Raw genomic sequence first — 26,972 nt, 5'->3', positions numbered from 1 at the left:
AATCAATAAACAATGCGTATGTGTAATACACAATAACTAAAAATGTTAGTGTTTAGCTATCGTTCAAATACAGTTGAGAATTACATATGAAGTTTTTAGTATTTTTAGGCACAGTACGCGATAGTACACCACCAAAGCCTGCTCGCTTAGGTTTAAGGGTTTCTAGTGCTTGTATAGAATGCTTAACAGAGCATTTTGGCGATCATGAGTTTGAGCTAATTGATACGTTGGACTTTCCTAGCGAAAACGTATTTAAACCACACTTTGCATACGCTAAAAGTAATGCACCTACAGAACTCACTCTATTAGCTGATAAAATTAAAGCCGCAGATGGATATATAATGATTAGCCCTGAGTACAATCACAGCATGAGTCCAGCCCTCGCTGACTTACTTAATCATTTTGGTAGCTCACTGTTCTCGTATAAACCAAGTGCAATAGTAACTTACTCAGCAGGACAGTGGGGTGGTGTAAGAGCGGCCATTAGTATGCGCACGTTTTTATCTGAACTTGGCTGTTTGCCGGTATCGGCGATGATCCACGTGCCAAAAGCGCAAGATGTGTTTAGTGAGGATGGCAAACCTGTTGCAGGAGAGAGTCAATCATCGTGGTTTAATTATTTCTCACGCACGTTTAGCCAACTAATATGGTGGGCGCAGGCTGCTAAAAAGCATACCGAGGTGGTTGACCCGCAAAGTTTACTAAAAAGCTTTAAAACAGCTCCTTCTCAGCGCAATGCACCTTAATACCCGCTAACTAATTGTTTGGATTGATTATAGAAACATGGCTGCATAAAGTGGTATCATTAACGCTACATATTTTTAATAATGCATAATACCAATTCTCAATAATAGTTAATCAATTTAAGGGATTAAATCGCTAACTGCATTAAAAATTTTTGATATAGAACAACTCAATAACGAAATTTTTGCTTTGTTATCAACACGATTTTCTTGTCTCAAAATAGATTACCTAATTATGCGAATTGGTGTAAAAAACAAGGAAATTGTGTCTTGAAATATCTAGCCTTACTAAGTGTGCTAACGCTTAGTGCATGTAGTTCTGTTCCCCATAAAATTGAAATGAGCCAAAGTACGGCTGGAAATATGAACCTTATCGCTTTAACTGAGCAAAGTGCACCAAAGGGTGTTGCTGGCACTTACCAGTTTCATATTAAAGCGGCGGGGGCTCAGGGGAGTTGGTTGTATTTAAATACCGAAACTGATTATCGAGATAGACGTTCTATTACGATATCAATACCGCCTAATGTAGTAGCAGAGCTTCAAAGTAAATACGGACAACCAGCAGACACCTTTTTTATTGATAAAACAATAGAAGTAACAGGCGAAGCTAAACGAGTAACTATCGATTTTATGAGCCGTGGTAGAGCCACTAATAAATATTATTATCAAACGCACATAGCTGTGTCATCAATTAAGCAGCTTCGTTTTATTGAAAGTTAGCAAAAAGCAATGCACTGTATTTATATACAGTACATTGTAAAAAGCTTACTTTGAGCTTTAACGTTTACACTTAAATTTACTGCTATGGCGCTACTTTAGCGCTGTTTTATTCCACGATTTCAAAACTCTTATTTAACCTATTGTAATCTCATTACATAAAACTAATAATTGGTTAGTTTTATAAGTTTGAGTACCTGTATTGAAAGCCAAAGAAATCCGCAATTTTTATATCAACGAAGAGCAATCTGTTTATTTGCTTTCGCACCGCGATGCTAAAAAACACCGCCAGTGGCTTAATATTTGTATTAAGCAGCTAACACTGCTGGGCTACAAAAACGTTGAAATGATTGGCTCGGGTGCTTTTGGTTTTGTGTTTGCAGGTGATGACGATAACGGCTTACCTTGGGTATTTAAGTTTTCGCGTATTACGCTTGCCCAAAGTGTACGTGACCGCCTAGAAGACGAAGCGTATATGCTTTCGCAAATTAATAACCCCTTAGTGCCTACCTTTTATGCATTCGAGCGAATTAAAAAACAAGGGATTTTAATGATGGCGCGCGCCATTGGAGAGGATCTGGAAAAAGTATCGCTTAAAACAGGGCGCTTTAGTGCCGCGCAAATAATGGCGCTAGCTGTTAGGTTACGTAATGTATTAATTGATTTACGCAGCCACAAAAACGGCATTAGCCCACAACCTATAGTGCATGGCGATATAAAGCCTTCAAACCTTGTTTGGGATGCAAACACTGATGAGCTGTCGTTAGTGGATTGGGGAAGCTCTGTGTATGCACAGCTCGATAGCGATGGTAACCCTGTTGCGAGTAACTTTATGGATTTAATGTCGGGCGATTTAAGTACAACGAATGCTCGTATGGGCGATGTGTACTTTATTGGTGAAGCACAAATGTCGGGGGAGCAATCATCCCCACGATTTGATGAACAAGGTGTAGCCGCAACGTTGTATGCGCTAGCGTCGGCGCAGTCGTGTCGCTTTGGTGCACAAGCCATCCCTGCAAGCAGCTTAGGGCTCCCAAAAGAGCTGGCTAAAGTGATTGATGGTATGCTTTCTAAAAGTAAGGCACAACGTGATGGTGCCGGTGATTACTTTATGCGTAATATTACAACTATGGCTAAAGCGTATTTACCTGAGCTTGATAAAAAGCAAAAAAAAGCAGATATTCCTTTTTGGTATGGCAAGGCCGAGCAACCCGACACGGTTGTATATAGTTCACGAAAACAGTTTTTACGCCAAGCCGATCATAATCAACAATTACTCGATATAAACGACGCGCAACTTGACCGTTATTATAAAGAGTTTTTGTTTGATACAGGCGATACCGAAAAAGCATTTTTAGCATCAATAAGCCGATTAGCTAAGTACCCTGTTGTTGGTGGGCTTAGTTTTCATTGGAAGGATGAGTCGATGTTTGTTGAATCGTCTTTAATTATGCATGACGAATCATTGGGTGATGCGTTTAGTGATGCGATTAATAACACGGTGATGCTTGCGCAAGCGATTAATCAAAAAGGGTTATTTAAGTGTTGTTTGTTTGATGCCCGTAAAACCATTCAACTAGAGCGAGATGGCACGGGTGCATTTAAGTTTGATAGCCTACCAGAGCTTGAATACGAAGTTGTAAGCATGAAGGCAAACGACATAACCCGCCCGCATTCATACTTTGAAGACGGTAAAGACCCTGATGAGCAACTACAGCTACCTAAAAAAGTTATTAAGTGCGTATTTGAGCTTAACCAAATTCATCATACGGGGTGTATTATTTTTGAAGCACTGCCCGACAGAATGAAGATTCACCATTACTACCGTTTACTCGATTCGAGTAAAGAGGTTGAGTTTAAACGTTTACTTAATAAACTTATGCAATACGCGGTAAATATTACGGACGTTGGTGTCGCGGGCTTTATGAAACTCCCATATAAAAACACCCGTGAGTTTAGTTTATGTGAGCAGCAAGAAGAGCATTACTTTCCTAAAAATCCCAAGCTTGTACCTTTATAGAAAAAGCCCTTCACTAAAGAGTATTAAATAAGAAGACAAAGATAAAAAAGAGCACAAATTGGTTTAACTTGTACTCTTTGCCACTTAATTATTTAGGTAAGTATTACTAATTATTAAACACCTTACTAAAGGGCGACGTTGGTGATAGCTTAAATTGATGAGTTAGCTTTTGCGTTTTATTAGTCGCTGTTATTTGATAATGCTGCTTGTGCTCATTGTTACTAAATAGCTTAACGTTAAAGTTAACTTTGGTTAATTTACTGGGCAAAGAGTAGCGCCCAGTAATGGTTACTTGGTCTATATTGTCGCTTTTATGTGTATGCGACGCTTCTGGGTTTAGCAAAAGTCCGTCAATAGTAAATTTATACTGATGATCTGCTAAATAAACGTTCTTTTTAACTCGCTTACTTATTTGTTTTTTATGAGCATTAAACTCAACTATTGATACTTTGCCATCCTTATCTTCATCAACCCCTTTAAAAGCCGACATAGGGATTGAAAGCACAATAAACACGTTATTATCAACAAAATTCAGCGTACCGTGATCTGCAACCATTAAATGCGCGTTTGCTAAATTTGGCATAATCAACAAACCCAAAGTAGTCATACTCAGTAGACCTCTTTTTATATAAGGCATAGCTTACTCCTAACTAAACTTCGCCTTTAACACAGCGTTGAAAAAACGGGTAAGTGTCTGTTGCGTAGTAGTGGTATATCCCATCAGGAAACTCAGGCGTTACACCAACGCGGCCATTGCATTCATCTAAATCACCAGAGCCTGCTACGTATTCCCAATCTTGTGCAAATGTACCTAATGGGTATATATCGGTAGAAGGGCGGTTTGCGCTTACGGTTGTTATATGTTGGTAGCTACCGGTCATTGCGGTTAGGGCTGAAGTTGCATCACTTGAGTCTGAATAGCCGTAACGTGCATATATAGGAAAGCCATCTGCTGCCCAGCCTATTAGAGTCATAGTGGTGCTATTGCCACCTCGCATTGCTACAAAGCCTTCTGGCATACCATGATAGTGATATGTGCCATCGGGTTGTACATGTGCATTGTTGTCGTCTGTTCCAAAACTAAACGTGTCTTGGCTTAGGGCTTCTATATTCCAGTTGCCGCTATTGTCGCCTAAATCGCAATCGGTGCCAGAATCATCACAACTTCCGCCTGTACCAGCGTCTATTTTAATGCCATTAAGTACAACGCCTATCATTCCACGAGGACCACCAAGCATGGTTGCTTGTGTTGTTTCTATAGGCTCAAGTGTGTAGCTTTCATTTACTGATTGTTCAGAAATAGTATTTGGATTGTCAGCATTAGGGAATGTGCCTACTTCGTGATCGGGTATGCCATTAGCTACTAAGTCGCGTGTAGTTCCTGTGCATGACCAATCTGCAGCGCTGGTGGCTTGTACTGACTCTGACTCGTTATATTCACTGTAGCTATATTCACAAAGTACACTTTGGGTTGAACTGCTGGTACCTGTGCCATTATCTGTAGTGGTTTGTGATGAGCTTTCTGTAGTTGCTAAGCTATCATCTATGCCTTCTCCACCTCCACATGCAACTAACGATGAAACAATTAAAGCAAGAGAAGTGAGCTTTAAAGCATTTATCCTATTTCGATTTTTATTATTAAGTGCGTATTGTTTCATTGCTGCCTACCTGATCAATTAAGTTACTCAAACAATAATCAGCAATTGTGCAAATAGTGTGTAAACAATGATGACAAATTAGCAATTATGTAAATAGGCGGAGTATTAAAGCTAAGTTGAGATTTAACTTTATGAGATTGTGTTTTATTTTAAAATTTCAAAAAGTTAAACTAATGCCAAAATAGCTAACATAAAAGGCTACCTTAATGGCTAAAACAAAACCTGTAGTGACGTTACAAAGTCACGGTATTTACTCTAAGTGGGATAGTGAAAGTAAAGCGTTGCCACAAATAGAGCAATTTACAACAAATGTAATAGCTGAGGTAGATATTGAGTTTGGCTTAATCGTAAATATCAAAAAAGGTAAAGGCGAAAAGCTTCATTATTGTATTTACCATCCTGATATTCCAAGTAGTAACGGTGATGTGATGGACCCTTTTGAAGGCGATGTATACGTTAAAAACAGTGATTGGAACTTTTATTTAGGCGATACACTTTGGCTGCCAATAGAAAATAAATTGGGTGATTGGCGAATGACGATTGAACTAAATGGAAAAATCATTGCTGATAAAACTTTTAATGTGGCATTAGAGGCAGAGCGCACTGAAACAGATTTTTGGAAAAACCGAGGGTACTAATTGTTATTTATTGGCTATGTGACGCGGATATAATTGAAGTTAATGAGAAAATAGTCGAAGAGCTATTTATAAACAGCTCTTCAACCTTAAATTAATAAGTTTTTAGTTACCCCAAGGGTTACTAGAATTAGAACGCTGTTTACGATCGCGAGCACGTTGCTTAGATTCTTTTTTCTCTACAATACGTTTAGCATCAACAAAACTAAGTTCACACGGCTCACCAGGTTTATGATCAGCGGGGATAACGCGATCTCGTGGCGGTAATTCGTATTGCACATCATCAGGCTTAGGTAAGTTTTTAAGACGATAAAGGTAAAAGTTATCTACTTTTTCTTGTGCCCATTGTGTTTTACGTAAAAATTTAACCGCAGACTTAACATCAGGATTATTTTTAAAGCAGTTAAGTTGTAAATAAGCGTGTAGGAGTTCCCACCCGTATTGTTCAACCAGCTCTTCAACCACTTGTTCTAATTTTACGCCTTGCAGTGGGTTATTACTGAAAAGTTCTTGGTTGCTCATAGGTGTTGCCTCATTATTAAAATACAAATTGCATTATAAATTTAATAACGAGGCTTTAACAGAGTAAATAGCTTAACTTTGGCAATTAACTACAACACGACCACGAATTTTACCTTCCATAAGTTGCTCTGCGTTATCGATTACGTGTTCGAGTGATATTTCTGTCGAAATTTTATCTAAATAATCAGCGCTTACTAATTTAGCTAAACGATCCCATGCTTCAATTCTGTCGGCTTTAGGGCGCATTACGCTATCAATTCCTATAAGAGATACACCACGTAATATAAAGGGTGCCACCGATGCTGGTAAATCCATACCTTGCGCAAGTCCGCAGGCGGTTACTACACCCCCATACTTTAATGATGCACAAATATTGGCAAGTGTATGGCTACCTACTGAATCTATTGCCGCTGCAAAACGCTCTTTTTGCAAAGGCTTGCCCGGGTTTGAAAGCTCATTTCGGTCAATTATTTGTGAAGCGCCTAACTCTTTTAAATACTCACTTTGATCTAATCGACCCGTTGCTGCTGTTACGTTAAACCCAAGTTGATTTAATAAATAAATTGCAAAGCTGCCTACGCCACCATTAGCACCAGTTACCAGTATTTCGCCAGATTCAGGCGTAATACCTTGTTTTTGAAGTGCTATAACACTTAGCATAGCGGTGTAACCCGCAGTGCCTATTTGCATTGCTTGTTTTGGTGAAATACCTGAAGGCACGGGGATTAACCAATCGCTATTAAGTGCTGCTTTTTGAGCAAGCCCGCCCCAATGTTTTTCACCTACACCAAAGCCATTTAATATTACGTTATCGCCGTTTTTAAATTCATCGCTGGTGGAATTTGTAACCGTACCCACTAAATCAATACCTGGCACCATAGGAAAACTGCGTACAACGGGGCCTTTGCCAGTAATTGCTAAACCATCTTTATAGTTAAGTGTGCTGTATAGCACGTCGATAGATACGTTTTCGTTTGGTAAATCACTATTTTCGATAGTTGATAATGAAGCGCTATAATTATTATCTTCTTTATTAATAACAATGGCTTTAATTGGGTTACTCATGGGATATCCTTTTAGACCGATCGTCTTTTAATTGGTAAATAAAAACGCATTAGGTTAATAATGCGCGTAAAAACATTTCTGTATACAAAGTAAGTGGAGTATTTGATTTTGTGAGCTTGGCGCGCATAACAGCACCTTCCCAGCCAATCCAAAAGTACTCACTCATCAATTTTGTATTTACATGGCTTGCAATAGTGCCTTGTTGCTTAGCTTGGTTTAAGCAAACCTCTACATGGTTTTGCCAAGCGGTGTAGCTTTGCATTAATCTGGTTTTAAACTCATCACTTAAATGATTAAGCTCTTGATTTAAGTTACCGACTAAACAGCCACGTTTGTAATCGTATTTTTTCATCCCTTTAATTGCGCTTTGAGTAAAATTAACGATTCGCTCAAGTGGGGGAACATCTTCTTGGTGTAGGTAATGGGTAAGCTTGGCAATAAAATAACTGTCGTATGCATCAACTAACGCAATACCGTAGGCTTCTTTACTTTTAAAGTAATGATAAAAAGAGCCTTTAGGTACAGCCGCTTTTTTTAAAATAGTATCGAGCCCCGTGGCGCTAAAACCAAATTCAGTTAGGGTTTCTAGGCCCGTGCGAATAAGTAACGCTTTTGTATCGGCGTTTTCTCTGGCTATTTTAGGTGGGCGACCACGGCGTATTGGTGTTGATGTATTTTTGTTCATGAACATATATTAGACCGATCGACTTTAAATAATCAAGTATAAATTTAAATTGTTTAAAAATAGTTCAAATTTAGGGGCGGGCTACTAATTTAAGATTAATGAAATAAAAGTGTCACGATTACATTTTTGTTTGGAACTTAGTCAATATTAGTCGGTCACAATTAAAGCACATAAGTGCTTTTTAGCGATTATTAAATCGCCAATTTGTTATTACGAACCGGTCAAATTAAATGTTGTATGACCACTTACTTTTTTAAATGTTAATTCATTTTTGCATCAGCAGCTTAGTTAAAGTCAAACAATTTAATTGCTTTTACAATTTGAATTTTACATTTTTATTAACTATTCATTAAATGTAGATTTCACTAATGCTACACAATATATAAATAAAAAGGTGAGGATATTACCGATGAAGAGACAGAAAAGAGATCGTTTAGAAAGAGCTCATTCTCAAGGTTTTAAAGCAGGTTTAGCAGGTCGCTCAAAAGAGCTATGCCCTTATCAACAAGTAGATCCCAAATCAGAGTGGTTAGGAGGGTGGCGTGAGGCGATTGAAAACCGCAACATGTACAAAACCTAAGATCAATAATCGAATTTAAGCAAAAAGGCCTCCACATTGGAGGCCTTTTTGTTTGTGCGTTAACTTTTAAAACTAAATTTTTAAGGATTCAGTTAAAGTAATTAAAACGCGCTAGTGTCTTGAAATAAGCCCACTTTTAAATCTTTTGCTTCGTAGATTACTCGGCCGTCTACTTCTACAGTGCCATCGGCAACGCCCATGAATAATTTACGTTTAATTACGCGTTTCATTACAAGGCGATAAGTTACTTTTTTATTAGTAGGTAAAATTTGGCCAGTAAATTTAACTTCACCCACACCCAGCGCACGGCCAAGACCTGGGCCACCAGACCAACCTAAGTAAAAGCCAACTAGTTGCCACATAGCATCTAATCCTAAACAACCTGGCATTACTGGGTCGCCTTTAAAATGGCAATCGAAAAACCACAGGCTAGGGTCAATATCAAGCTCAGCAACAATTTCACCTTTACCATGAATTCCGCCATCAGCAGTAATAGAGGTAATGCGGTCCATCATTAACATGTTGTCACTTGGTAAACGGCAGTTGCCTTCACCAAACATTTCACCTTGACCACACAGGATCAAATCTTCTTTTGTATAGCTATTTTTAGGTTCCATAACACTTATCTTCGCTTAGAAATTGCCAAGTACTTTAGCGTACACTTGTACGCTAAACAACTCGGAGCAGTTAAAAAATCAAAATATTGCATATTAAATCATCAATCAATCAGCGCGATTGGTTTTTGCACTATAAAACCGCGCAATTACAATCAGAAATCATTATAATTAACGCTGTCTTATAACCAGTCTAAAGGAAGTTTATGATCCTTTTTGTTAACTCACTAACTGTGATTGATTTTTCTTACTTATGTAACAAACGCGGCGCCGTTGGCGAGAGCTGGATTGTTGATTTAACTTTGCACGGTAAACTTAACGAAGAGTCTATGGTTTTAGACTTTGGTTTAGTTAAAAAGCAAATTAAAGGCATTATAGATGAGTGTATTGATCACCGTTTAGCAATTCCTACGGGCCTTAATGGCACTGTATCTGAATTTAACGAGCATAAAACACTCGACTGTACATTTGGTGAAAACAACCACTTAGCTATGAGTGCTCCTCATCAAGCTTATTGCATGATTAACGCAGACGAAGTAACGGTTGAATCGGTTACTGAATTTTTAATTGCGACTATTTTACCGAAGCTACCAGATAACATTGAAAAAATTGAGTTGTCTCTTAAGCCTGAGCACAGCCAAAGCTTTTACTATCATTACAGCCATGGCCTTAAAAAGCATGACGGTAATTGCCAACGTATTATTCATGGGCATCGTTCTCAAATTGGTATTAGCCTAGACGGCATCTCTATGCCGCGCTTGCAAAAAGAATGGTCTCAAAAGTGGGAAGATATTTACTTAGCCACCAGTGAAGATCAAATTAACGCACCTGATTTAAAACACATAACAGCCAAAGCGGGTGATGTATGTTTTGCTTATACGTCGGCACAAGGCTATTTTGAAATGGCTATTAGCGAATCCCGTTGCGACATTTTACCAGTAGACACCACTGTAGAATGTATTGCTGAACATGTAGCTGGCCAAATTAAAGCTCAATATCCAGAAAAAGCAGTGAAAGTGACCGCTTATGAAGGTGTTGGAAAAGGATCGATTAGTTATGTTTAAAACATTTTTAGCAACAGCGCTTGTTGCCTCTGCTAGCTTTAGTGCTATGGCGCTTGAGTTAAAAGGGCATTTAACACAAGGCGGTTTAGTTACTGGAAAGCTAGAAAACGCTAATTCAGTAAGCTTAGATGGCAAAAGCTTAAAACTTTCGCCAAATGGTGACTTTGTATTTGGTTTTGGGCGTGACGCTGAAACGACTCATACTTTAAAATGGGTAGATAACACGGGTAAATCGCATTCTCAGCCGCTAGCCATAACTAAGCGTGAATATGAAATTGATAAAATTACCGGCGTGGCTAAGAAGTATGTTTCACCGGCAAAAGAAGTCAGTGCACGTATAAGCCGCGAAGCAGTTGCTGTTCGTAAAGCGAGAGAAGTAGACTCTGATTTACTGTACTTTTTAGACCCTGTGTTAAAGCCTGCAGAAGGGCGTATATCGGGTGTTTATGGTAGTCAGCGCTATTTTAATGGCGAGCCTCGTCGTCCGCACTTTGGCTTAGACATTGCTAATAAAACAGGCTCTCCTGTTTACGCGCCTATTAGTGGTACCGTAGTATTTGCTGAACCTGATTTATACTACTCAGGCGGTACATTAATTATTGATCATGGCCATGGCATTACCTCAACTTACATTCACTTAAGTAAGCTTGATGTAAAAGTGGGTGACAAAATTGAGCAAGGTAACAAAGTGGCTGAAATTGGTGCAACAGGGCGTGTAACGGGTCCTCACCTAGATTGGCGTTTTAACTGGAAAGGCGAACGCCTCGATCCTGCATTACTAATGCAAGATACATTAGCAAACAAAAAGTAGAGATTATGACTGACGTAAATCGCGATGCAATAATTGCTCAGCGTATTGAAGACTCAACTACATCGGTAACTAAGACCGTGTTTCCTGGGCGTACTAATCATCACAATACTTTATTTGGTGGTGATGCACTGGCGTGGATGGATGAAGTGGCATTTATAGCAGCGACTCGTTTTTGCCGTAAGCCTTTGGTTACCATATCTTCCGATAGAGTTGATTTTAAAGAAGCGATACCAGCAGGTACTTTTGCAGAGTTAATTGCTAAAGTAGTCCATGTAGGTAACACCAGCTTAAAAGTTGATGTAGATATACTATTAGAAACTATGCACAGAGATGATAAGCACTCTGCCATTAGTGGTAGCTTTACGTTTGTTGCTGTCGATGATAATCACAGACCAACACCGGTAGTATGCGATAAAATGATTTATGGTTTTGAGTAATTTAGAGCTTTAAAGACGCGGTAGAGTAACATTATATAAGCACCTTAATTGGTGCTTATATAAAAAACCATAAAGAACACATCATACTAAATATTTATTAAATGTAATCTCAACACCTCAGTTAATATTTACTAATAAACTAATCAAAATAAAAGAGAAATTGATAGGGATAAGAGTTGTTAGAAGCAAAAAAGGTATGCTTTAAACATACCTTTTTAGTTACATTTAGCTTTTAATTAAATTTACGAATACTTATATGCATACATACTACTTAAAGCACCATTGCTGCAATCCAGCCAAATATCAGCAGTGGAATGTTAAAGTGAATAAACGTTGGAATAACAGAGTCTCTAATATGGTCGTGCTGGCCATCGGCATTTAAACCTGATGTTGGTCCAAGCGTTGAGTCTGAAGCAGGGGAGCCTGCATCACCTAAAGCGCCCGCAGTACCAACAAGTGCAGCGGTTGCCATAACAGAAAACCCGAGGTCTAAACACAAAGGAACAAACAAAGTTGCAATAATAGGCACTGTTGAAAACGAGCTACCAATTCCCATTGTAATTAATAACCCGACTAACAAAATAACACCGGCGGCCAAAGGTTTATTACCATCAAAAAGTGCGGCTGTGCTGTGTACTAAGCTCGCTACGTCGCCAGTGGCCTGCATAACCGATGCAAAGCCTTGTGCCGATATCATAATAAAACCAATCATCGCCATCATCGCAACGCCTTTACTAAATACGTCGCCGTTTTCTTCCCACTTAACTACACCAAATACACTAAATATCATTACACCTACTAAACCGCCTAAAATCATTGAGCCACTTAGGTTTTGTGCAACAAGTGAGGCAAGTACCGCACATAGCCCTACAATCATTACTTTTTTAGGGTTTTCTACCTCAGCCGATTTACTCTGAGTTGTTAATGGGAGCTCTGTGTATTCGCGACGTTTTTTGTAGGTAATAAATACCGCAATAAGTAATCCAATAAACATACCTAATGCAGGAATTATCATCGCCATAGGGACTTGTGTATTTACAATGTCTAGGCCGTTATCAACTAGGTTTTTATGCAAAATAGAATATAAGTAAATTCCCCCAAAACCATAAGGCAGCACCATGTAAGAAGTTGCTAATCCAAATGTTAAAATACACGCTATAGCACGCCTGTCTAACCTTAACTGATTAAAAACCACGAGTAACGGCGGGATTAAAATAGGAATAAACGCTATGTGTACAGGTACTAAGTTTTGCGAAGAAATCGCACAACCTAAAATAATTAATAAAATGAAGTAACTTAAAAATGTTTCATTCCCGCTGCCTTTAGCATTTACTTTAGCAAGTAACTTATCAGCGAGAATGCGTGTTAAACCCGACTTAGAAATAGCAACGGCAAATGCACCGAGCATGGCATAACTTAGTGCAATTTCAGCTCCGGCAGAAAGGCCAGAATTAAATGCATCAACACTTTCTTTTATACCCAAGCCTGCTGTTAAACCAGCAACTAAAGCACTTATGATCATGGCAACAATGACGTTAACGCGAGCCAGAGATAGCCCGAGCATTAAAATAACGCCTATAACAACAGCATTCATAGTATTCTCTATTTGGAAATTTTAATTAATTTTATCAGATCTTTAGCCTGAGTTTTACGCTCTTTCGTAAAAGGTTTTTTACTATAGCGTACTTGGTTAAATAACTGACTAAATGTGTTTATAGATTGTGCAGAACGAGGAAGTTGATCAGCAAAAAAATGTAACTGCTGACTCGGTGTTAAATTATCGGGTGTATTTATTTTTTGTTTTTTCGCCCATGCTTTTACTTCATAAAATTCTTTAACCATAGGCGCTAATTTAGTCGGGCGTTTTGGTAAGTTTAAATACACAAAATAACCTACAAAACAAAAACCAGCTGTTAGTAAAACCATTAATGGTACAAGCCAAATGTTTTTACTACCAAAAATTGATTTTAAAAAATCATTTTGTTTTTCTTCGTCAAAACCAAGTACCCAGCTAGACCATTGATAATCGAGATTTTCAAGTTCCAACCTTAACCAATTAATAGCGGGGAAATTACTTAAACTCACTAAACCAAAATCAAGATTACTTTTAAATTCGTCATTCAGCTCTTCGTTTTGCGAAAGCGAGCCATTTAAACGCTCCGGTGCGACAACAGCGGTTGCATCAAAAATAACCCAACCTTCGTTTTGTAAATATACTTCTACCCACGCATGCGCATCGTACTGGCGAACTGTTAGCGTATTATTATCTTGGTTTAATTCACCGCCTAAATAACCACTTACTAATCGAGCGGGTATACCTGCGGTTCTAAAAATGTACGCAGCGGCGCTTGCATAATGACCACAAAATCCACGTTGGTTTTCAAATAAAAATTGGTCAATCGTGTTATCGCCGCTCATCGGAGTGGGTGTTAACGTATAAGTAAATCCTGTACCTGCAAAGTATTGTAATAAGCTATTGTAAAAATCGCGGTCAGAGTGTGTATCTTGCTTTAAGTTTTTAGCAAGTGATGATGTTTTTACATTCTTTTTATAAGCGAGGTATTTGTAGCGTTTTTCTTCAAATTCGCCAAGCGATAAAGCTGTGAAGTTAAAGCTATTTACATCGTATTGTAAGTTTTTAGCTTGACGACTTTTTTTACGCAATAAGCCTAGCGAATTACCTTCAACATTTGGTGAGTTACTACTGGAATACGCTAAACCATAGAGCCATTTTTGTGTAGCAGGCTCTGTAATAACTGAGTAGCTTGCAATAAGTTGCTCATCATTTTCGCTCTGCGTATTTGTTTTTACATTATTATATTTTAAAAAGTCAGACGTAAGCCACGCATTACCATTAAACTCATCATGAACTATTGCTCGCCAATAATAAGGCGCTACAGGTTTTTCTTCGTTAAATTTAGCTCTAAACACAAGTTCATCTGAGTTTGAAAGCTTTGCAATATCGAAAGGATCGACTTGTTCAGAAAGCCCTGTTTTTGCAAGCTTAGGCCCAGGGAGCTGCCAAAAGGCGGGCATTTTTGGTAAAAAAAGCAGTAAAAATACAGCTAAAGGAAGCGCTAAAAGTAGTAATTTACCACTTTGCTTAGAGGCTATTTTTAAATTATGTTTGGATTCGAGTAAGCCAAGTACTGCAAAGTTTAATATGTATAAACTACTTACAGTTAAAGTCGTTAAAATGCTTTGGTTAAATAAATACACCGATGAGAGTGAAAAAAACGTAAGCGTTGTAATTACATGATAGTGTTTTTTGGTTTTAGCCTGCAGCAGCTTAAATAAACTAGCAAGTAGCAGCATGGCCACAAATAAAATAACCGTATCCGACATGCCTACTGTGTAGAGCATTAAACCTAGTGACACACCTGCGAGTATATTTGCCAGCCAAGCATTTGGCTTTGGTTTATTACTCAGCGTTATGTAAAAGTTCCATGCACAAATAAGTGAAAGTACACCTACAAAAGCAAGCGGTAAATGTGATACAAAAAATACAATTAAACATGCATATATAAAAGACAGCGAATAATTTATTACTTTTTCGTTTTTAAGTATGTCCATTACACATCACCATTAAATGAGCATAATAATTCTAAGCATTGCTGCTTATGTTGCTGTCCGGTATTTGTATTTATTGTTTTATTCGGTAGCTTTAACATAAAAGGGGTGTTTTTTTCGGTTGCTTCACACACTAAAAAGCATAACTGGCTTAAACGTTGTTCTGTATCTCCATTCATTAACGTAAAATCGAAGAGCGCATTCGCTGTTTTAAAGTCTACAAACTCTTTTACTAACAACTGCTGTGTTTTTGCGTAATGCTTCCACGACACTCTTTGCAAGCCCATCTCTGGTAAATGTGGGATTAACGACTCAAACTCTTCGCTACCAGATTGTGTAGAAACACCTTTATCGGCTTGCTCATCAAGCATAGAAACATGCGCATCACTGTGTACTTGTTCAAGCGACGGGTATACAAAAACATCTGTTTGTAATTGAATGTAGCTCCAAACAGTTATTAAGCCAAAGGGGTAGTTACTCGCTATTTTAATACGTTGCACTGAGTACTTACCGCGTGAGCTGTAGGGTAAGTTGAGTGCAAGTAACTGAGTCTTACTATCAACTTCGTCGGTATGTTTGTGAGTTTGCTCACTACCTTGATATGTTAAATTAATAGATTGGGTAACTCTAGCGCTTTGTAATTCAAATACAATACTCGGTTTTTGAGGAGCGTAGCTGTTAAATGCATCTTTAAATTTAACCGTTAAGCCTTTAGCGTTACTGTAGCCCATTAATACAGCAATAATCATCACCACAAACATAAGATAAGACATTATTAAAATTAAATTATTTTGATAATTAATGCCCATCACAAAGTTTAAAATAGCCACAATTACAAAGTACCAACCAAGGGATGATGGCAATACATAAATTGTTCTGTGTTCAAGTGTAATTGAGTTTTTTAAATGCTTATTTTTTAATAATTTATTAAATACACCTCGCTTAAATGACTTAAATAAAGAAGGGCGCTTAGCTGTTTTTTTTGGCATGAAAGTTTATACCGGAACTAAAACGTTTTTTAAAATATCGTTTACTTGCGCTTCACCGGACTCATTATGCAAACCTAATCGATGCTGACACACACTTGCAAATACGGCTTGAACATCTTCTGGCATTACAAAATCACGACCCTCAATAAAGGCCCACGACCTAGCCGCTTTAGCCAGAGCCATACTGGCACGCGGTGATAACGATGCTGCAAAAGCGTTGCTTGTGCGTGTATAATTAACAAGCTCTATAATGTAGTCAATAACTGGGCTACTTAAAGTAATTTGGCTAATCTGGGTTTGAATTACCGCTAACTCTTGTTGGTTAATACGCCTAGGTAACTGACTGTAATCTCGTTTTTGCATATTCAAAATTAAGCGTTTTTCGGCTTCTTTAGGTGGAAAACCTAAGCTAATACGCATTAAAAAACGGTCTAATTGCGACTCAGGTAACGGATAAGTACCTGATTGGTAAATCGGGTTTTGTGTTGCTATCACAAAAAATGGATTTGGCAGCGTATATTTTTTTCCATCGACTGTTACTTGGTGCTCTTCCATTGCTTCAAGCAATGCACTTTGTGTTTTAGGCCCTGCGCGGTTTATTTCATCAGCTAAAACAACTTGGCTAAAAATAGGGCCTTTATGAAACGTAAAACTGTGCTCGGTAGAGTTAAACACATTAGTACCCAGAATATCAGCAGGCAGAAGATCACTGGTAAATTGAATACGCTGATACGATAAACCTAGCACAGCTGACAATGCATGAGAAAGAGTGGTTTTTCCCATACCAGGCAAATCTTCAATGAGTAAATGCCCTTCGCTAAATAAGCATGTAAGTGCCAGTTTTATTTGTTGTTGTTTACCAAATATAACACTCGAAAGATCGTCTATAATCGCAGTAACAGTACTATGCATGCTAACCTTATTATTATTCTATTATTTCAAGACGCTTCATTACAGTGTCTACTTTTTTTGTGTTGAAAGGTTTTGCAATAAAGCCTTTAGCGCCCATTTCCCACGTGTTTTGTACGTTTTCGAGACTATTGTGGCCAGAGCACATAACAACATGAGTGTGCGGGTAAGTACTATTAATGTATTCCAATATATCTGCACCGTTAGAGTCAGGTAAATCTACATCTACAAATATAACGCCTGGCGGTTTATTGTCCATAATAGGTTTGGCAGAGCTAAAATCAGCACTCTCTAATATATCTTCAAACCCTAAGTCAGTTAAAATTTGGTTTAGATAATCACGAATTTCCTTAACGTCATCAATAATGAGGATGGGCTCTAGCGGGCGAACAAATTCCATATGTAGGTTACTTCTATTTTGAATACATCTAAGTGCTTTAATACTAAGCTAACCCCATCATAAGCTCAAGAACGTTACTTAAAAAACACTAATAAATAAACTGTTTATAGGTTTGCCCAACAACCTATTTTTAAAGGATTACCTGCTTTCATAGCTTCTACTAACTTATATTTTTATTAATTGTATTGAACAATAATGACGTATCTACAATAAATCCCTTAATCCTACACTTTATTTCCTCAAAATCTGATGTAACAAATTTGCTACTTAACTTATTGATTCAAAAATATTTACATAAAAATTCGATTTTTTGTAAACGTTTTGTAATAAAAAATCGTTGACCTTCTAAATTCATTCTGTGATTATGCTCAGTGGATGGGCTTATGCTCACAAGTGCAATTTCATTAACTATTTAATGTTTTGCTCAGTCAGCCTCATCTATACACACTGAATTAATACCAATTTCATTAAATGAATATGCAATTTAATAAAGTTGGCATCACACACCACACTAAATAAAGAGCTTATTATGTTGAATAATAAAAAGACTAAATTTGCAATTTCTCTCATAGCGGCAGCTATGGCTACATCGGCTCCAGCACAGGCTGATATTTCTGAATATTTAGATCGCGTTGACGTAGACTTTTTACTAATGCAAAACTTTCAGTCAATTCAAGCTAAAGACGGCGCATTTCGTCCAGAAGATGAAGAACAAGAATCAGGATTTGGCCGTATTAGAGCTAATCTAATGCTTAAATTTCATATTAACGAGTTCATCACTGCCGATATAGATATTGCAGAAGAGCCTAATGACTTTGGTGGCGAAGATCGTGACTTTTCATTTCACAACGATTTTGCAGGTGTTGAATTTGACCTACTAGGTCTTTATGGCACACCAAAAGAAAACGCAAATTTAACACTGCGTTTGGGTAATATTGGTGGCTCACCATTTCAATTTAAAGGTTTTCAAGACGGCGCAGATAACCAAAGTAATGCACTTATTGGTAATGGTATTACCGATTACGCAACCGCAGAAAACGGCGCACAGCTAAGTTACAGCGAAACTTTCGATAGTGGTGTAGTACGTGCTTATAATGTTACAGGTCACATTACGACTTCAAGTTTCGGTGAAGCGTTTCAAGAAGACAGAGGTTATAACTACCGACTTCAAGGTACTCTAGAATTTGAAGGTGGCTTTAAAGCAGGTTTAAACTTATTAAAAGCCAATCAAGGCGACCAGTTACGTTTTGAAAACGGTGTAGCCAGTCTTGATGGTGTAACCACAACAAACTATCGCTTTGGCGATGGTGAAAACTATAACTTCTCAGCGTCACCTTCGAACGAGCGTGACACTCATGTTGGCGCAATGCCAGGGCTTGAGCAATCAATCATCCAGCTTAACTTAGCTTATCAACCATCTGACGAAACTAGCTTAATTTTTATGGTTGGTAAATCATCTGATGACTACACGTTCGCAGATGCCGCTGGTAATGCAGTTGCCGGTATTACCTACTTTGGTACAAACGGCATAGCTGATGAAAATGGCACGACTTTTGATTCAAACAGTGTAATAGAAGGCGACTCATCGGTTGAGTACTTCGTGTTTGAAGCACAACAATATCTAATCCCTAAAAAGCTATATGTAGCGGCTCGTTATGCAGAAGCCGAAAACACTTCCGACTTAATTGAACAGACAGACAACACAGTAGAGCGTATTCAAGTAGCCGCAGGTTACTGGTTTAACGATAAAACGCTTTTAAAAGTTGAGTATGTTAACCAAGAAGAAGGTGTTAATTCGGGCGGCCAAATCGGTAAAGGATTTGACGGCTTCACTTCTGAAATATCTGTTAAATTTTAAGTCATTATCCAACTAGTCTAACTATTTATACAAAGGACCTAAAAAGGCACTTTGCGGGCAGTTTTATGCGTTAAAACTGCCATAAATAGAATTGGTAATTGATTGAAATTTAATAGCACTTGTTAAAACATAATGTGTATGGGGAATACCCGATGAAAAATAAATTAATTATGCTCGCGTGTGGCTTTATAAGCATGGGCGCTGTTGCAAAAGAAACGATTACAATAGCCACTGTAAATAATGGTGATATGATCACCATGAAAGAATTAAGTAGTAACTTTACCAGCCAAAACCCTGACATAGACCTAAAATGGGTTACTTTAGAGGAAAACATTCTTCGCCAACGTGTCACTACCGATGTAGCAACAAAAGGCGGCCAATACGATGTAATGACCATAGGTACTTATGAAGTACCTATTTGGGGCAAGCAAAATTGGCTAAAAGAGCTGGATAATTTAGGTGAAAACTACGATTTAGACGATTTAATACCTGCAATCCGAAGCGGTTTAACGATTAACGATAAGCTTTATGCTGCACCATTTTATGGTGAAAGTTCAATGGTTATGTACCGCACTGACTTAATGGAAAAAGCAGGGCTAACTATGCCTAAAGCCCCAACATGGGACTTTATACGCAAAGCTGCTAAAGCGATGACCGATAAAAAAGAAGGTGTTTATGGCCTTTGTCTACGTGGTAAAGCAGGTTGGGGCGAAAACGTTGCGCTTATTACATCCATGGCTAACTCGTTTGGCGCGCGTTGGTTTGATGAAAACTGGAAGCCACAGTTTAATACCCCAGAGTGGGAAAATACCCTTCAGTATTATGTCGATGTGATGAAAGAATCTGGTCCTGCTGGTTCATCTGCAAACGGTTTTAATGAAAACCTTGCACTATTTCAAACCGGAAAATGTGGTATTTGGATTGATGCAACCGTTGCAGGCGCATTTGTTACTAACAAAAAAGACTCTGAAGTTGCCGATAAAGTAGGGTTTGCACTTGCGCCAGATAACGGTCTGGGTAAACGCGGTAACTGGTTATGGTCTTGGACTTTAGCCGTACCGGCAAGCAGTAAAAAACCAGATGCCGCAATGAAATTTATTAGCTGGGCAACATCTAAAGAATACACTCAACTTGTAGCCGACAAAAAAGGTTGGGCAAAAGTACCGCCAGGTACACGTAAATCACTTTACAGTAATCAAAAGTACATGGACGCAGCACCGTTTGCGCAAATTACCTTAGATTCTATTCAATCTGCAGATCCTAAAAATCCAACCGTTAAACCGGTGCCTTATGTAGGTATTCAGTTTGTTGCTATTCCTGAGTTTCAAGGAATTGGTACAGCTGTTGGGCAACAATTCTCAGCAGCATTAACTGGCCAAATGAGCGTTAAGCAAGCGCTTAGAACGTCTCAGCACCTTGTTGAGCGAACAATGCGTAAAGCTCGCTATCCTAAATAGCATGTAATGGGCGGGTAAGTACTCAAACTTACCCAATATTTTATGTCAATTCTATTTACTTGTTAGTTATAACGCTATCAAGGGTTTCTGATTTTCACTTGATAGTTAACAAGTAAATAGAATTGGCTTTTTTAAGGTCACCTTTATGGCAACAACTAACTCGCGCACGCTTGCTCGGTTTATGCTTCTTCCTAGTGTAATTTTATTACTTGCTTGGATGATAGTTCCGCTGTGTATGACACTGTATTTTTCATTTATTGATTACAACTTACTCGTTCCTGGGGATAAAGAGTTTGTAGGCTTTTTAAACTATGAATTTTTCCTAACTGATCCGGCTTTTTTTGAATCATTTTTTAACACGCTTTACCTAGTAACTGGGGTTTTACTTATCACTATTTGTGGTGGTATTGGCTTAGCTATTTTACTAGACCAAGCAATATGGGGACGAAACTACGTTCGCATTATGGTATTAGCTCCATTTTTTGTAATGCCAACTGTGTCGGCATTGGTATGGAAAAACATGCTAATGAACCCAGTTAATGGCTTATTTGCACACTTTTCGATTTGGCTTGGCTTTGAACCTATCGACTTTTTTGCTCAAATGCCGTTATTTTCAATCATCATAATTGTGTCTTGGCAGTGGTTACCGTTTGCAGCTTTAATACTGCTAACAGCAATACAATCATTAGACCGTGAACAATTAGAAGCGGCTGATTTGGACGGAGCTGGCCCATTTAGTAAGTTCTTTTACATCGTTTTACCGCACTTATCGCGCGCTGTAACTGCGGTTATATTAATCGAAACTATATTTTTACTGTCAATTTTTGCTGAAATATTAGTCACAACTAGTGGCGGTCCTGGTTATTCGTCAACCAATATAACGTACTTAATTTATACGCAATCGCTACTTCAGTTTGATGTAGGCGGCGGTTCGGCAGGGGGCATAGTTGCAGTTATTATTGCAAATATAGTCGCTATATTTTTAATGCGCTTAATTGGCAAAAACTTGGAGGGTTAATTATGACTATAAAAGATAGCCGTCGTTCCAAACTAATTTATACCATTACTGCATGGACAATAAGCGGCATGATTTTCTTTCCAATTTTATGGACGCTCATCACCAGTTTTAAAACGGAAGCCGAAGCAATTTCAGCAAGCCCAAGCTTATATGTGTTTGATTGGACGCTCGAAAATTACCGAGATGTACTGTCGCGTTCGCCATACTTTACCCATTTTTGGAATTCTGTGGTTATATCGCTAGGTTCAAGTTTACTAGGGTTATTAATTGCGGTACCTGCTGCGTGGTCTATGGCTTTTGTGCAAACTAAAAAAACAAAGCATTTATTGATGTGGATGCTTTCAACCAAAATGTTACCGCCAGTAGGGGTACTTATTCCGATTTATTTATTGTTTCGTGACTTCGCATTACTCGATACAAAATTAGGTTTGGTTATTGTAATGACACTCATTAACTTACCAATAATGGTATGGATGCTTTACACCTACTTTAGAGAAATACCAAACGAAATACTTGAAGCTTCACGTATGGATGGCGCAACAATTGGTGAAGAAATATTTCATGTTTTATTACCAATAGCCTTACCGGGTATTGCCTCAACGTTATTGTTAAATGTTATTTTGTCGTGGAATGAAGCATTTTGGACACTTATTTTAACCGCTGCAAATGCTGCACCTTTAACGGCATTTATTGCCAGTTACTCAAGCCCTGAGGGGTTATTTTACGCTAAGTTATCGGCAGCATCTGCCATGGCCATTGTGCCAATTTTAATACTTGGTTGGTTTAGTCAAAAACAATTAGTGCGTGGATTAAGTTTCGGCGCAGTAAAATAGGAGAATATACATGGGCAGCATCACACTAAAACAAGTCACTAAAAACTTTGATGAAGTAAACGTAATTAAACCACTCGATCTAGAAATAAAAGACGGTGAGTTCATTGTTTTTGTTGGTCCGTCGGGCTGTGGTAAATCAACATTATTACGTATGATCGCAGGTCTTGAAGATACCACCAGTGGTAATATAGAAATTGACGGCATTGACGCTACAAAAACACCGCCTGCAAAAAGAGGCTTAGCAATGGTGTTTCAATCCTATGCGTTATATCCGCATATGACAGTGCGTAACAATATTGCTTTTCCTTTAAAAAGAGCCAAGGTTAGCCCTGCAGAAATCGAAAGTAAAATTGCTAATGCCGCTAAAATACTTAATTTGACCGATTATTTAGACCGAAAGCCTGGGCAATTGTCGGGCGGTCAGCGCCAGCGTGTAGCGATAGGGCGCGCAATTGTACGTCAGCCTTCGGCATTTTTATTTGACGAACCACTTTCAAATCTTGATGCGTCACTACGTGTAAATATGCGTTTAGAAATATCTGAATTACATAAAAGTTTAGCTACAACAATGATTTATGTTACACACGATCAGGTTGAAGCCATGACAATGGCAGATAGAATCGCGGTATTTAATGCCGGTATTATTGAACAAGTAGGCACACCTTTAGAGCTTTATAAAAACCCTGTAAACAAATTTGTAGCTGGTTTTATTGGTTCGCCAAAAATGAATTTTATAGATGCTCCACAAAATGAAGATGCGAATGTTAGCTGTATTGGTATACGACCAGAGCATATAACACTCTCTACTGAGCAAGGTACTTGGGCTGGAACTGTAGGTGTAATTGAGCATTTAGGATCGGAGAGCTTTTTACATATAAATATTGAAGGCAAAGGGACCGTAACAGTAAAAGCAGATGGTGATTGCCCATTAAAATATGGCGACAGTATTTACCTAAGCGCACCAGCAGATAAAGTATTAAAGTTTGATAATAACGGTTTAACTATTCGCTAAAGCCAATTTTTAATTACCTTAAATAGCACCTTTATAAGGGTGCTATTAACTAAATTCTAATTACATAATCCTATGAAACCTAGGTATTTTTTATTAAGGAATGGTATATTTACAATTATAAATAACAAAAACGTTATTGATAAATAGATATTCCAAAATTAATAAAATAATTTATATAGCAGCACATATAATTAAAATTATGTAATGAAAATAAGGATTTAGTTTTCCTTCTATTTTAAGAGGTTTACGTGGTAAAGCTATCAAATACAGAAATTAGAAAGCTAGATGATGCAGCCAGAGCAGGGTGGTTATATTATGTTGGCGGTAACACACAAGATGAAATTGCTAAAAAGCTAAATATATCTCGTCAATCTGCACAAAGAATGGTCGCATTATCTGTGAGCCAAGGTCTAATTAAAGTTAGACTTGACCACCCGATTGCTAAATGTATGGACTTGGCCGAAAAATTAAAAAGCCGTTTTGGGTTAGATTCGTGTGAAGTTGTACCGAGCGATCCGTCTGAACCATCGTCTACGCTTGGTTTGGCTCAAGCTGGCGCGGCTGAAATAGAACGTCATTTAAAATCAGAACAACCCAAAGTACTTGCTATGGGAACCGGTCGAGTTTTACGTTCATGTGTAGATGAGCTAAGAACTGTTGATTGTCCGCAACATAAAATTGTAGCAATGCTAGGTAATATGGCTTTGGATGGATCGGCTTCACCTTATGATGTTGTAGTAAGAATGGCCGAACACACCAATGCAAAACATTACCCAATGCCATTGCCAGTTTTACCAAGAAGTATTGAAGAAAAAGAACAGTTACATGCACAACAAAATATTACCGGTAATTTAAAACTCGCTAAAGATGCCGATGTAACATTTGTGGGTATTGGTAGCTTAGGTGAAAAGTCGCCATTACATATAGATGGTTTTATTGATGCGCAAGAACTTAAAGAGTTACAAGATCTTGGTGCCGTTGGTGAAATGATTAGTTGGGTGTTTGATAAAAAGGGTAAGCTTTTAGATTGCACAGTTAATCAGCGTGTAGCAAGTACGCCATTAAAAACAAATGCTAACAAACAGATTTATGCGATAGCTGCTGGCGAAGAAAAAGTGTTAGCCATTTTGGGCGCAGTAAGGTCAAACATGATCAGCGGATTAATTACTAACGAATATACAGCTGAGCGTTTATTAAGTATTGATTAAACAAATTGATAAATAAAGTATCTGTATTAGTAATACCTGTTATTGTAATAAAACCACCTAATGTCCGATACCGCCTAGTATTGGACATAGTAAGGGCGCATTTAAGCGCTCTTACTATATATGCATTAACTACCTATAATTTATATTATGTTAAATAGCATAAATAAATACATAACCAAGTTACTCACCTTCATTAATTAACGTATAAACGCGATATTTTGACTATTTAATAAGCATTAACCTACTTATCTTAATAGTCAGTGTCTTACCCATTTACGGTATTAGCTTCTTGAACATATAAAAATACCGCTTGGTTATTAATATTATCAAGCGGTATTACAATGATTGCCTATTCGCTACTTTACCCAATCAAACTTAACGTATTGAAACAAATAGCTTTTTAATAAACCTAGTAATTCACTAGAATGTTTTATCATTCATAAATTCACTAATAAGATCAGACACTTTATCTGGATGTTCATCAATAACCCAATGAGCGGCTCTATCTATCCAAATCAATGATGAATTTGGAATTGCTTCTTCTAACATTGGCGCATACTTTGGCTTTTGAAACTTGTCTTCTTTACCCCATATTATGAGTGTTTCATGAGGTAAGCTTTTAAGATCGCCTGTAATAGCTTCGGTATATTCTTTATTGAGCCTGCGCATGTTACTAAATAAAGCGGCTTTTCCTTTTTCATTACTCCATGGTGCTAAGTATATTTTCATCAACTCTTCAGTCATTACGCTCGAGTCGTAAACACCTTTGGGCATGAAATCTCTTAATGTATCCACAAATTCAGCTACAGTTGTTTTTTCTTCTACACCTGGTTCTAGCAAAGGTTCAAATTCTGGTATTGGCCAAGAATCAAAACATACACTATCAATTAAAACCAACCCGTTTACTTTATCCGGATGATTTACAGCCATTAATTGAGCAACACCACCACCAATATCATGTGCAGCAATATTAACTTTAGAAATACCGAGTTCATCCATAAACTTACACATTATTCTACATTGCGCATTTATAGAAACATCGGTGTTAATTGGCATATCAGATTCACCAAAGTTTAGTAAATCAGGCGCTATTACTCGATGTTGTGATGCAAGTTTTGGCATCACATTTCGCCATAAAAATTTATTGGTTGGTATACCATGTATTAATAATAAAGGTGTGCCTTCACCCATTTCTTGGTATGCAATTTTATGACCTTCTACTGTAACGTACTGTGTTTTGTTCATATTTCTGCCTCGTTAATTTTAAAAAATTATAATATTTAGTAACCGATAAAACCGGAATATAAGCCTATAAAGCAAATTTCATCCCAAGATGAGTATCTATTAGTTATTGAAGCATCATAATGTTTTTAAAGTTAAACCCTTGTGATACGTAGGCTCTAGGCTAAGTTAGTTTACTTACCCCATAAAATTATAGGTTTAATAATTATGATTATTAAATTGCTTTAGGAAGTGTGAAACGATGACTCTTATATATGCAACAATTACAAAAGCGTAGTTTGTAATACTTTGAAGGAATAATTTGAAATAATTATTCTTATTAAAGAACTTTTACAAATTTAAATAAATTAAAGGTTCATATACGCAAAAGCACTAATAAATATTAGTGCTTTCAAAAATTATAATTTAACTTTTTAGTAAGCTATAAATAAAAAATAGTTAACCGCCCTACTGTTTCTATTTATCATTCCAAAAAATATCTAATATTTTCTATTAATACACTTTGCTTAACTGGCTTCAATAACAGGCCGTTAAACCCAAGCTTTACATACTTGTTATCACTATTTTCGTTTTCACTAAATGTATGAGCGATAATTTTTGTTGCTGATGCGTCAGCATGCTTTCTTATTTTTAGCATTGCGTCGGTGCCTGTAAATTGCGGCATTACTATATCCATTAAAATAATATCGTAAATATTTTGAGAAACCATAAGTAGCGCCTCTATAGCACTTGATGCGAAATCTATTAAAATATTTTCTTCGTTAAGCATTTTTCTAATTACTATTTCTATTAGCAAGTCATCATCTACTAAAAGCAGTCGTTTAGTTTTATTTATTGGCGTTACTTTAAACTCGATAACTTCAGCCATATTTTCAATAGTGTTTTTCATGTTTTACCTCATTACTGTTCCAGTAATATACGCTAA

The 26,972-nt window shown here is 37.5% G+C and carries 27 protein-coding genes; 14 read left to right on the top strand and 13 right to left on the bottom strand.

All coding sequences use genetic code 11. The features are described 5' to 3' along the window. Positions 1–86 precede the first annotated feature (86 nt). The 3 genes from I6F48_RS16500 to I6F48_RS16490 all read left to right on the top strand — a co-directional run bounded on the left by I6F48_RS16500 (position 87) and on the right by I6F48_RS16490 (position 3,480). A complete protein-coding gene (locus tag I6F48_RS16500; RefSeq protein WP_166420337.1) occupies positions 87–746 on the top strand; it encodes an NADPH-dependent FMN reductase in 660 nt (219 codons plus the stop codon). 267 nt (positions 747–1,013) lie between these two features. Further along, the gene (locus I6F48_RS16495; RefSeq protein WP_166420336.1) at positions 1,014–1,463 is read left to right on the top strand and encodes a hypothetical protein; all 450 of its coding nucleotides are present in this window, start codon (positions 1,014–1,016) and stop codon (positions 1,461–1,463) included. A gap of 199 nt (positions 1,464–1,662) precedes the next feature. Next, positions 1,663–3,480: a protein kinase domain-containing protein gene (locus I6F48_RS16490; RefSeq protein ID WP_197119863.1), complete on the top strand. Its 1,818-nt coding sequence runs from the start codon at positions 1,663–1,665 to the stop codon at positions 3,478–3,480. 106 nt (positions 3,481–3,586) lie between these two features. On the opposite strand, the gene I6F48_RS16485 is transcribed toward I6F48_RS16490, so the two are convergent. Together I6F48_RS16485 and I6F48_RS16480 are read right to left on the bottom strand one after the other, a co-directional pair. Then, positions 3,587–4,117, bottom strand: coding sequence for a hypothetical protein (locus tag I6F48_RS16485; RefSeq protein ID WP_166420334.1), 531 nt, complete (start codon positions 4,115–4,117; stop codon positions 3,587–3,589). Positions 4,118–4,130: 13 nt separating this feature from the next. Continuing rightward, positions 4,131–5,138 carry a YHYH protein gene (locus tag I6F48_RS16480; RefSeq protein WP_166420333.1) on the bottom strand — a complete coding sequence of 336 codons (1,008 nt, stop codon included), beginning with the start codon at positions 5,136–5,138 and terminating at the stop codon, positions 4,131–4,133. A gap of 206 nt (positions 5,139–5,344) precedes the next feature. On the opposite strand from I6F48_RS16480, the gene I6F48_RS16475 reads away from it, so the two are divergent. Continuing rightward, entirely contained in the window at positions 5,345–5,776 is a 432-nt protein-coding gene (locus I6F48_RS16475; protein ID WP_166378937.1) for a DUF3859 domain-containing protein, read from the top strand. A gap of 102 nt (positions 5,777–5,878) precedes the next feature. On the opposite strand, the gene I6F48_RS16470 is transcribed toward I6F48_RS16475, so the two are convergent. The 3 genes from I6F48_RS16470 to acuR all read right to left on the bottom strand — a co-directional run bounded on the left by I6F48_RS16470 (position 5,879) and on the right by acuR (position 8,045). Next, a complete protein-coding gene (locus I6F48_RS16470) occupies positions 5,879–6,295 on the bottom strand; it encodes a VF530 family DNA-binding protein (protein WP_007582761.1) in 417 nt (138 codons plus the stop codon). Between the two features lie 72 nt (positions 6,296–6,367). After that, entirely contained in the window at positions 6,368–7,360 is a 993-nt protein-coding gene (gene acuI, locus I6F48_RS16465) for an acrylyl-CoA reductase (NADPH) (protein ID WP_197119862.1), read from the bottom strand. A gap of 49 nt (positions 7,361–7,409) precedes the next feature. Beyond that, complete coding sequence (acuR, locus tag I6F48_RS16460; protein ID WP_197119871.1) at positions 7,410–8,045, bottom strand: acrylate utilization transcriptional regulator AcuR; 636 nt, start codon at positions 8,043–8,045, stop codon at positions 7,410–7,412. 409 nt (positions 8,046–8,454) lie between these two features. On the opposite strand from acuR, the gene rmf reads away from it, so the two are divergent. Beyond that, positions 8,455–8,625 (top strand): ribosome modulation factor, encoded by a 171-nt coding sequence (gene rmf / locus I6F48_RS16455; protein ID WP_002960897.1) that lies wholly within the window; start codon positions 8,455–8,457, stop codon positions 8,623–8,625. A gap of 101 nt (positions 8,626–8,726) precedes the next feature. Here rmf and fabA read toward each other — a convergent pair whose 3' ends face one another. Beyond that, a complete protein-coding gene (gene fabA, locus I6F48_RS16450; protein WP_007582756.1) occupies positions 8,727–9,242 on the bottom strand; it encodes a bifunctional 3-hydroxydecanoyl-ACP dehydratase/trans-2-decenoyl-ACP isomerase in 516 nt (171 codons plus the stop codon). A gap of 203 nt (positions 9,243–9,445) precedes the next feature. On the opposite strand from fabA, the gene I6F48_RS16445 reads away from it, so the two are divergent. Genes I6F48_RS16445 through I6F48_RS16435 form a run of 3 tightly spaced genes read left to right on the top strand, consistent with a single transcriptional unit; the run spans position 9,446 to position 11,551 of the window. Then, on the top strand, positions 9,446–10,303 hold the full coding sequence (locus I6F48_RS16445; RefSeq protein WP_166378931.1) for a 6-carboxytetrahydropterin synthase: 858 nt from the start codon (positions 9,446–9,448) through the stop codon (positions 10,301–10,303). Then, a complete protein-coding gene (locus I6F48_RS16440) occupies positions 10,296–11,114 on the top strand; it encodes a M23 family metallopeptidase (RefSeq protein WP_165728616.1) in 819 nt (272 codons plus the stop codon). The genes I6F48_RS16445 and I6F48_RS16440 overlap by 8 nt, the downstream gene beginning before the upstream one ends. A 5-nt stretch (positions 11,115–11,119) precedes the next feature. Then, complete coding sequence (locus I6F48_RS16435; protein WP_010552809.1) at positions 11,120–11,551, top strand: acyl-CoA thioesterase; 432 nt, start codon at positions 11,120–11,122, stop codon at positions 11,549–11,551. Between the two features lie 271 nt (positions 11,552–11,822). Here the strand turns inward: I6F48_RS16435 and I6F48_RS16430 are convergent, their stop codons facing one another. The 5 genes from I6F48_RS16430 to I6F48_RS16410 are packed head-to-tail and all read right to left on the bottom strand — an operon-like array spanning position 11,823 to position 17,419. Next, positions 11,823–13,145, bottom strand: coding sequence for a Na+/H+ antiporter family protein (locus I6F48_RS16430; RefSeq protein WP_010552808.1), 1,323 nt, complete (start codon positions 13,143–13,145; stop codon positions 11,823–11,825). Between the two features lie 8 nt (positions 13,146–13,153). Further along, entirely contained in the window at positions 13,154–15,124 is a 1,971-nt protein-coding gene (locus I6F48_RS16425; RefSeq protein ID WP_197119861.1) for a transglutaminase family protein, read from the bottom strand. Then, positions 15,124–16,110 (bottom strand): DUF58 domain-containing protein, encoded by a 987-nt coding sequence (locus I6F48_RS16420; RefSeq protein ID WP_197119860.1) that lies wholly within the window; start codon positions 16,108–16,110, stop codon positions 15,124–15,126. Before I6F48_RS16420 ends, I6F48_RS16425 begins: the two co-directional genes overlap by 1 nt. Before the next feature lie 6 nt (positions 16,111–16,116). Next, positions 16,117–17,022, bottom strand: a complete 906-nt coding sequence (locus I6F48_RS16415; RefSeq protein ID WP_197119859.1) for an AAA family ATPase — start codon at positions 17,020–17,022, stop codon at positions 16,117–16,119. Between the two features lie 13 nt (positions 17,023–17,035). Next, complete coding sequence (locus tag I6F48_RS16410; RefSeq protein WP_165741180.1) at positions 17,036–17,419, bottom strand: response regulator; 384 nt, start codon at positions 17,417–17,419, stop codon at positions 17,036–17,038. A 529-nt stretch (positions 17,420–17,948) separates the two neighbouring features. Between I6F48_RS16410 and I6F48_RS16405 the strand changes: the two genes are divergently transcribed. The 6 genes from I6F48_RS16405 to I6F48_RS16380 all read left to right on the top strand — a co-directional run bounded on the left by I6F48_RS16405 (position 17,949) and on the right by I6F48_RS16380 (position 24,805). After that, positions 17,949–19,277: a hypothetical protein gene (locus I6F48_RS16405; RefSeq protein ID WP_007377151.1), complete on the top strand. Its 1,329-nt coding sequence runs from the start codon at positions 17,949–17,951 to the stop codon at positions 19,275–19,277. 152 nt (positions 19,278–19,429) lie between these two features. Continuing rightward, positions 19,430–20,734 (top strand): ABC transporter substrate-binding protein, encoded by a 1,305-nt coding sequence (locus I6F48_RS16400; protein WP_197119858.1) that lies wholly within the window; start codon positions 19,430–19,432, stop codon positions 20,732–20,734. A 145-nt stretch (positions 20,735–20,879) separates the two neighbouring features. After that, a complete protein-coding gene (locus I6F48_RS16395; RefSeq protein WP_024589366.1) occupies positions 20,880–21,752 on the top strand; it encodes a carbohydrate ABC transporter permease in 873 nt (290 codons plus the stop codon). A 2-nt stretch (positions 21,753–21,754) separates the two neighbouring features. Continuing rightward, the gene (locus I6F48_RS16390) at positions 21,755–22,585 is read left to right on the top strand and encodes a carbohydrate ABC transporter permease (protein WP_197119857.1); all 831 of its coding nucleotides are present in this window, start codon (positions 21,755–21,757) and stop codon (positions 22,583–22,585) included. Between the two features lie 10 nt (positions 22,586–22,595). After that, complete coding sequence (locus I6F48_RS16385; RefSeq protein ID WP_007377154.1) at positions 22,596–23,597, top strand: ABC transporter ATP-binding protein; 1,002 nt, start codon at positions 22,596–22,598, stop codon at positions 23,595–23,597. A gap of 248 nt (positions 23,598–23,845) precedes the next feature. Further along, on the top strand, positions 23,846–24,805 hold the full coding sequence (locus I6F48_RS16380) for a sugar-binding transcriptional regulator (protein WP_197119856.1): 960 nt from the start codon (positions 23,846–23,848) through the stop codon (positions 24,803–24,805). A gap of 420 nt (positions 24,806–25,225) precedes the next feature. Here the strand turns inward: I6F48_RS16380 and I6F48_RS16375 are convergent, their stop codons facing one another. Beyond that, entirely contained in the window at positions 25,226–26,050 is an 825-nt protein-coding gene (locus tag I6F48_RS16375; RefSeq protein WP_165742007.1) for an alpha/beta fold hydrolase, read from the bottom strand. 460 nt (positions 26,051–26,510) lie between these two features. Then, the gene (locus I6F48_RS16370) at positions 26,511–26,936 is read right to left on the bottom strand and encodes a response regulator (protein ID WP_010552799.1); all 426 of its coding nucleotides are present in this window, start codon (positions 26,934–26,936) and stop codon (positions 26,511–26,513) included. Positions 26,937–26,972 lie beyond the last annotated feature (36 nt).

This window comes from Pseudoalteromonas sp. SWYJ118, from assembly GCF_015864505.1.
GTDB lineage: Bacteria > Pseudomonadota > Gammaproteobacteria > Enterobacterales > Alteromonadaceae > Pseudoalteromonas > Pseudoalteromonas arctica.
The sequence above is the reverse complement of the archived record's forward strand: the minus strand, read 5'-3'. Positions and strand labels throughout refer to the sequence as shown.

What these genes read in the sequence shown, in the direction of transcription:
- I6F48_RS16500 (WP_166420337.1), top strand. Translation starts at nt 87, where the DNA reads ATGAAGTTTTTAGTATTTTTAGGCACAGTACGCGATAGTACACCACCA.
- I6F48_RS16485 (WP_166420334.1), bottom strand. Translation starts at nt 4,117, where the DNA reads ATGCCTTATATAAAAAGAGGTCTACTGAGTATGACTACTTTGGGTTTG.
- I6F48_RS16480 (WP_166420333.1), bottom strand. Translation starts at nt 5,138, where the DNA reads ATGAAACAATACGCACTTAATAATAAAAATCGAAATAGGATAAATGCT.
- I6F48_RS16475 (WP_166378937.1), top strand. Translation starts at nt 5,345, where the DNA reads ATGGCTAAAACAAAACCTGTAGTGACGTTACAAAGTCACGGTATTTAC.
- I6F48_RS16470 (WP_007582761.1), bottom strand. Translation starts at nt 6,295, where the DNA reads ATGAGCAACCAAGAACTTTTCAGTAATAACCCACTGCAAGGCGTAAAA.
- acuI (WP_197119862.1), bottom strand. Translation starts at nt 7,360, where the DNA reads ATGAGTAACCCAATTAAAGCCATTGTTATTAATAAAGAAGATAATAAT.
- acuR (WP_197119871.1), bottom strand. Translation starts at nt 8,045, where the DNA reads ATGAACAAAAATACATCAACACCAATACGCCGTGGTCGCCCACCTAAA.
- rmf (WP_002960897.1), top strand. Translation starts at nt 8,455, where the DNA reads ATGAAGAGACAGAAAAGAGATCGTTTAGAAAGAGCTCATTCTCAAGGT.
- fabA (WP_007582756.1), bottom strand. Translation starts at nt 9,242, where the DNA reads ATGGAACCTAAAAATAGCTATACAAAAGAAGATTTGATCCTGTGTGGT.
- I6F48_RS16445 (WP_166378931.1), top strand. Translation starts at nt 9,446, where the DNA reads ATGATCCTTTTTGTTAACTCACTAACTGTGATTGATTTTTCTTACTTA.
- I6F48_RS16440 (WP_165728616.1), top strand. Translation starts at nt 10,296, where the DNA reads ATGTTTAAAACATTTTTAGCAACAGCGCTTGTTGCCTCTGCTAGCTTT.
- I6F48_RS16435 (WP_010552809.1), top strand. Translation starts at nt 11,120, where the DNA reads ATGACTGACGTAAATCGCGATGCAATAATTGCTCAGCGTATTGAAGAC.
- I6F48_RS16430 (WP_010552808.1), bottom strand. Translation starts at nt 13,145, where the DNA reads ATGAATGCTGTTGTTATAGGCGTTATTTTAATGCTCGGGCTATCTCTG.
- I6F48_RS16425 (WP_197119861.1), bottom strand. Translation starts at nt 15,124, where the DNA reads ATGGACATACTTAAAAACGAAAAAGTAATAAATTATTCGCTGTCTTTT.
- I6F48_RS16420 (WP_197119860.1), bottom strand. Translation starts at nt 16,110, where the DNA reads ATGCCAAAAAAAACAGCTAAGCGCCCTTCTTTATTTAAGTCATTTAAG.
- I6F48_RS16415 (WP_197119859.1), bottom strand. Translation starts at nt 17,022, where the DNA reads ATGCATAGTACTGTTACTGCGATTATAGACGATCTTTCGAGTGTTATA.
- I6F48_RS16410 (WP_165741180.1), bottom strand. Translation starts at nt 17,419, where the DNA reads ATGGAATTTGTTCGCCCGCTAGAGCCCATCCTCATTATTGATGACGTT.
- I6F48_RS16405 (WP_007377151.1), top strand. Translation starts at nt 17,949, where the DNA reads ATGTTGAATAATAAAAAGACTAAATTTGCAATTTCTCTCATAGCGGCA.
- I6F48_RS16400 (WP_197119858.1), top strand. Translation starts at nt 19,430, where the DNA reads ATGAAAAATAAATTAATTATGCTCGCGTGTGGCTTTATAAGCATGGGC.
- I6F48_RS16395 (WP_024589366.1), top strand. Translation starts at nt 20,880, where the DNA reads ATGGCAACAACTAACTCGCGCACGCTTGCTCGGTTTATGCTTCTTCCT.
- I6F48_RS16390 (WP_197119857.1), top strand. Translation starts at nt 21,755, where the DNA reads ATGACTATAAAAGATAGCCGTCGTTCCAAACTAATTTATACCATTACT.
- I6F48_RS16385 (WP_007377154.1), top strand. Translation starts at nt 22,596, where the DNA reads ATGGGCAGCATCACACTAAAACAAGTCACTAAAAACTTTGATGAAGTA.
- I6F48_RS16375 (WP_165742007.1), bottom strand. Translation starts at nt 26,050, where the DNA reads ATGAACAAAACACAGTACGTTACAGTAGAAGGTCATAAAATTGCATAC.
- I6F48_RS16370 (WP_010552799.1), bottom strand. Translation starts at nt 26,936, where the DNA reads ATGAAAAACACTATTGAAAATATGGCTGAAGTTATCGAGTTTAAAGTA.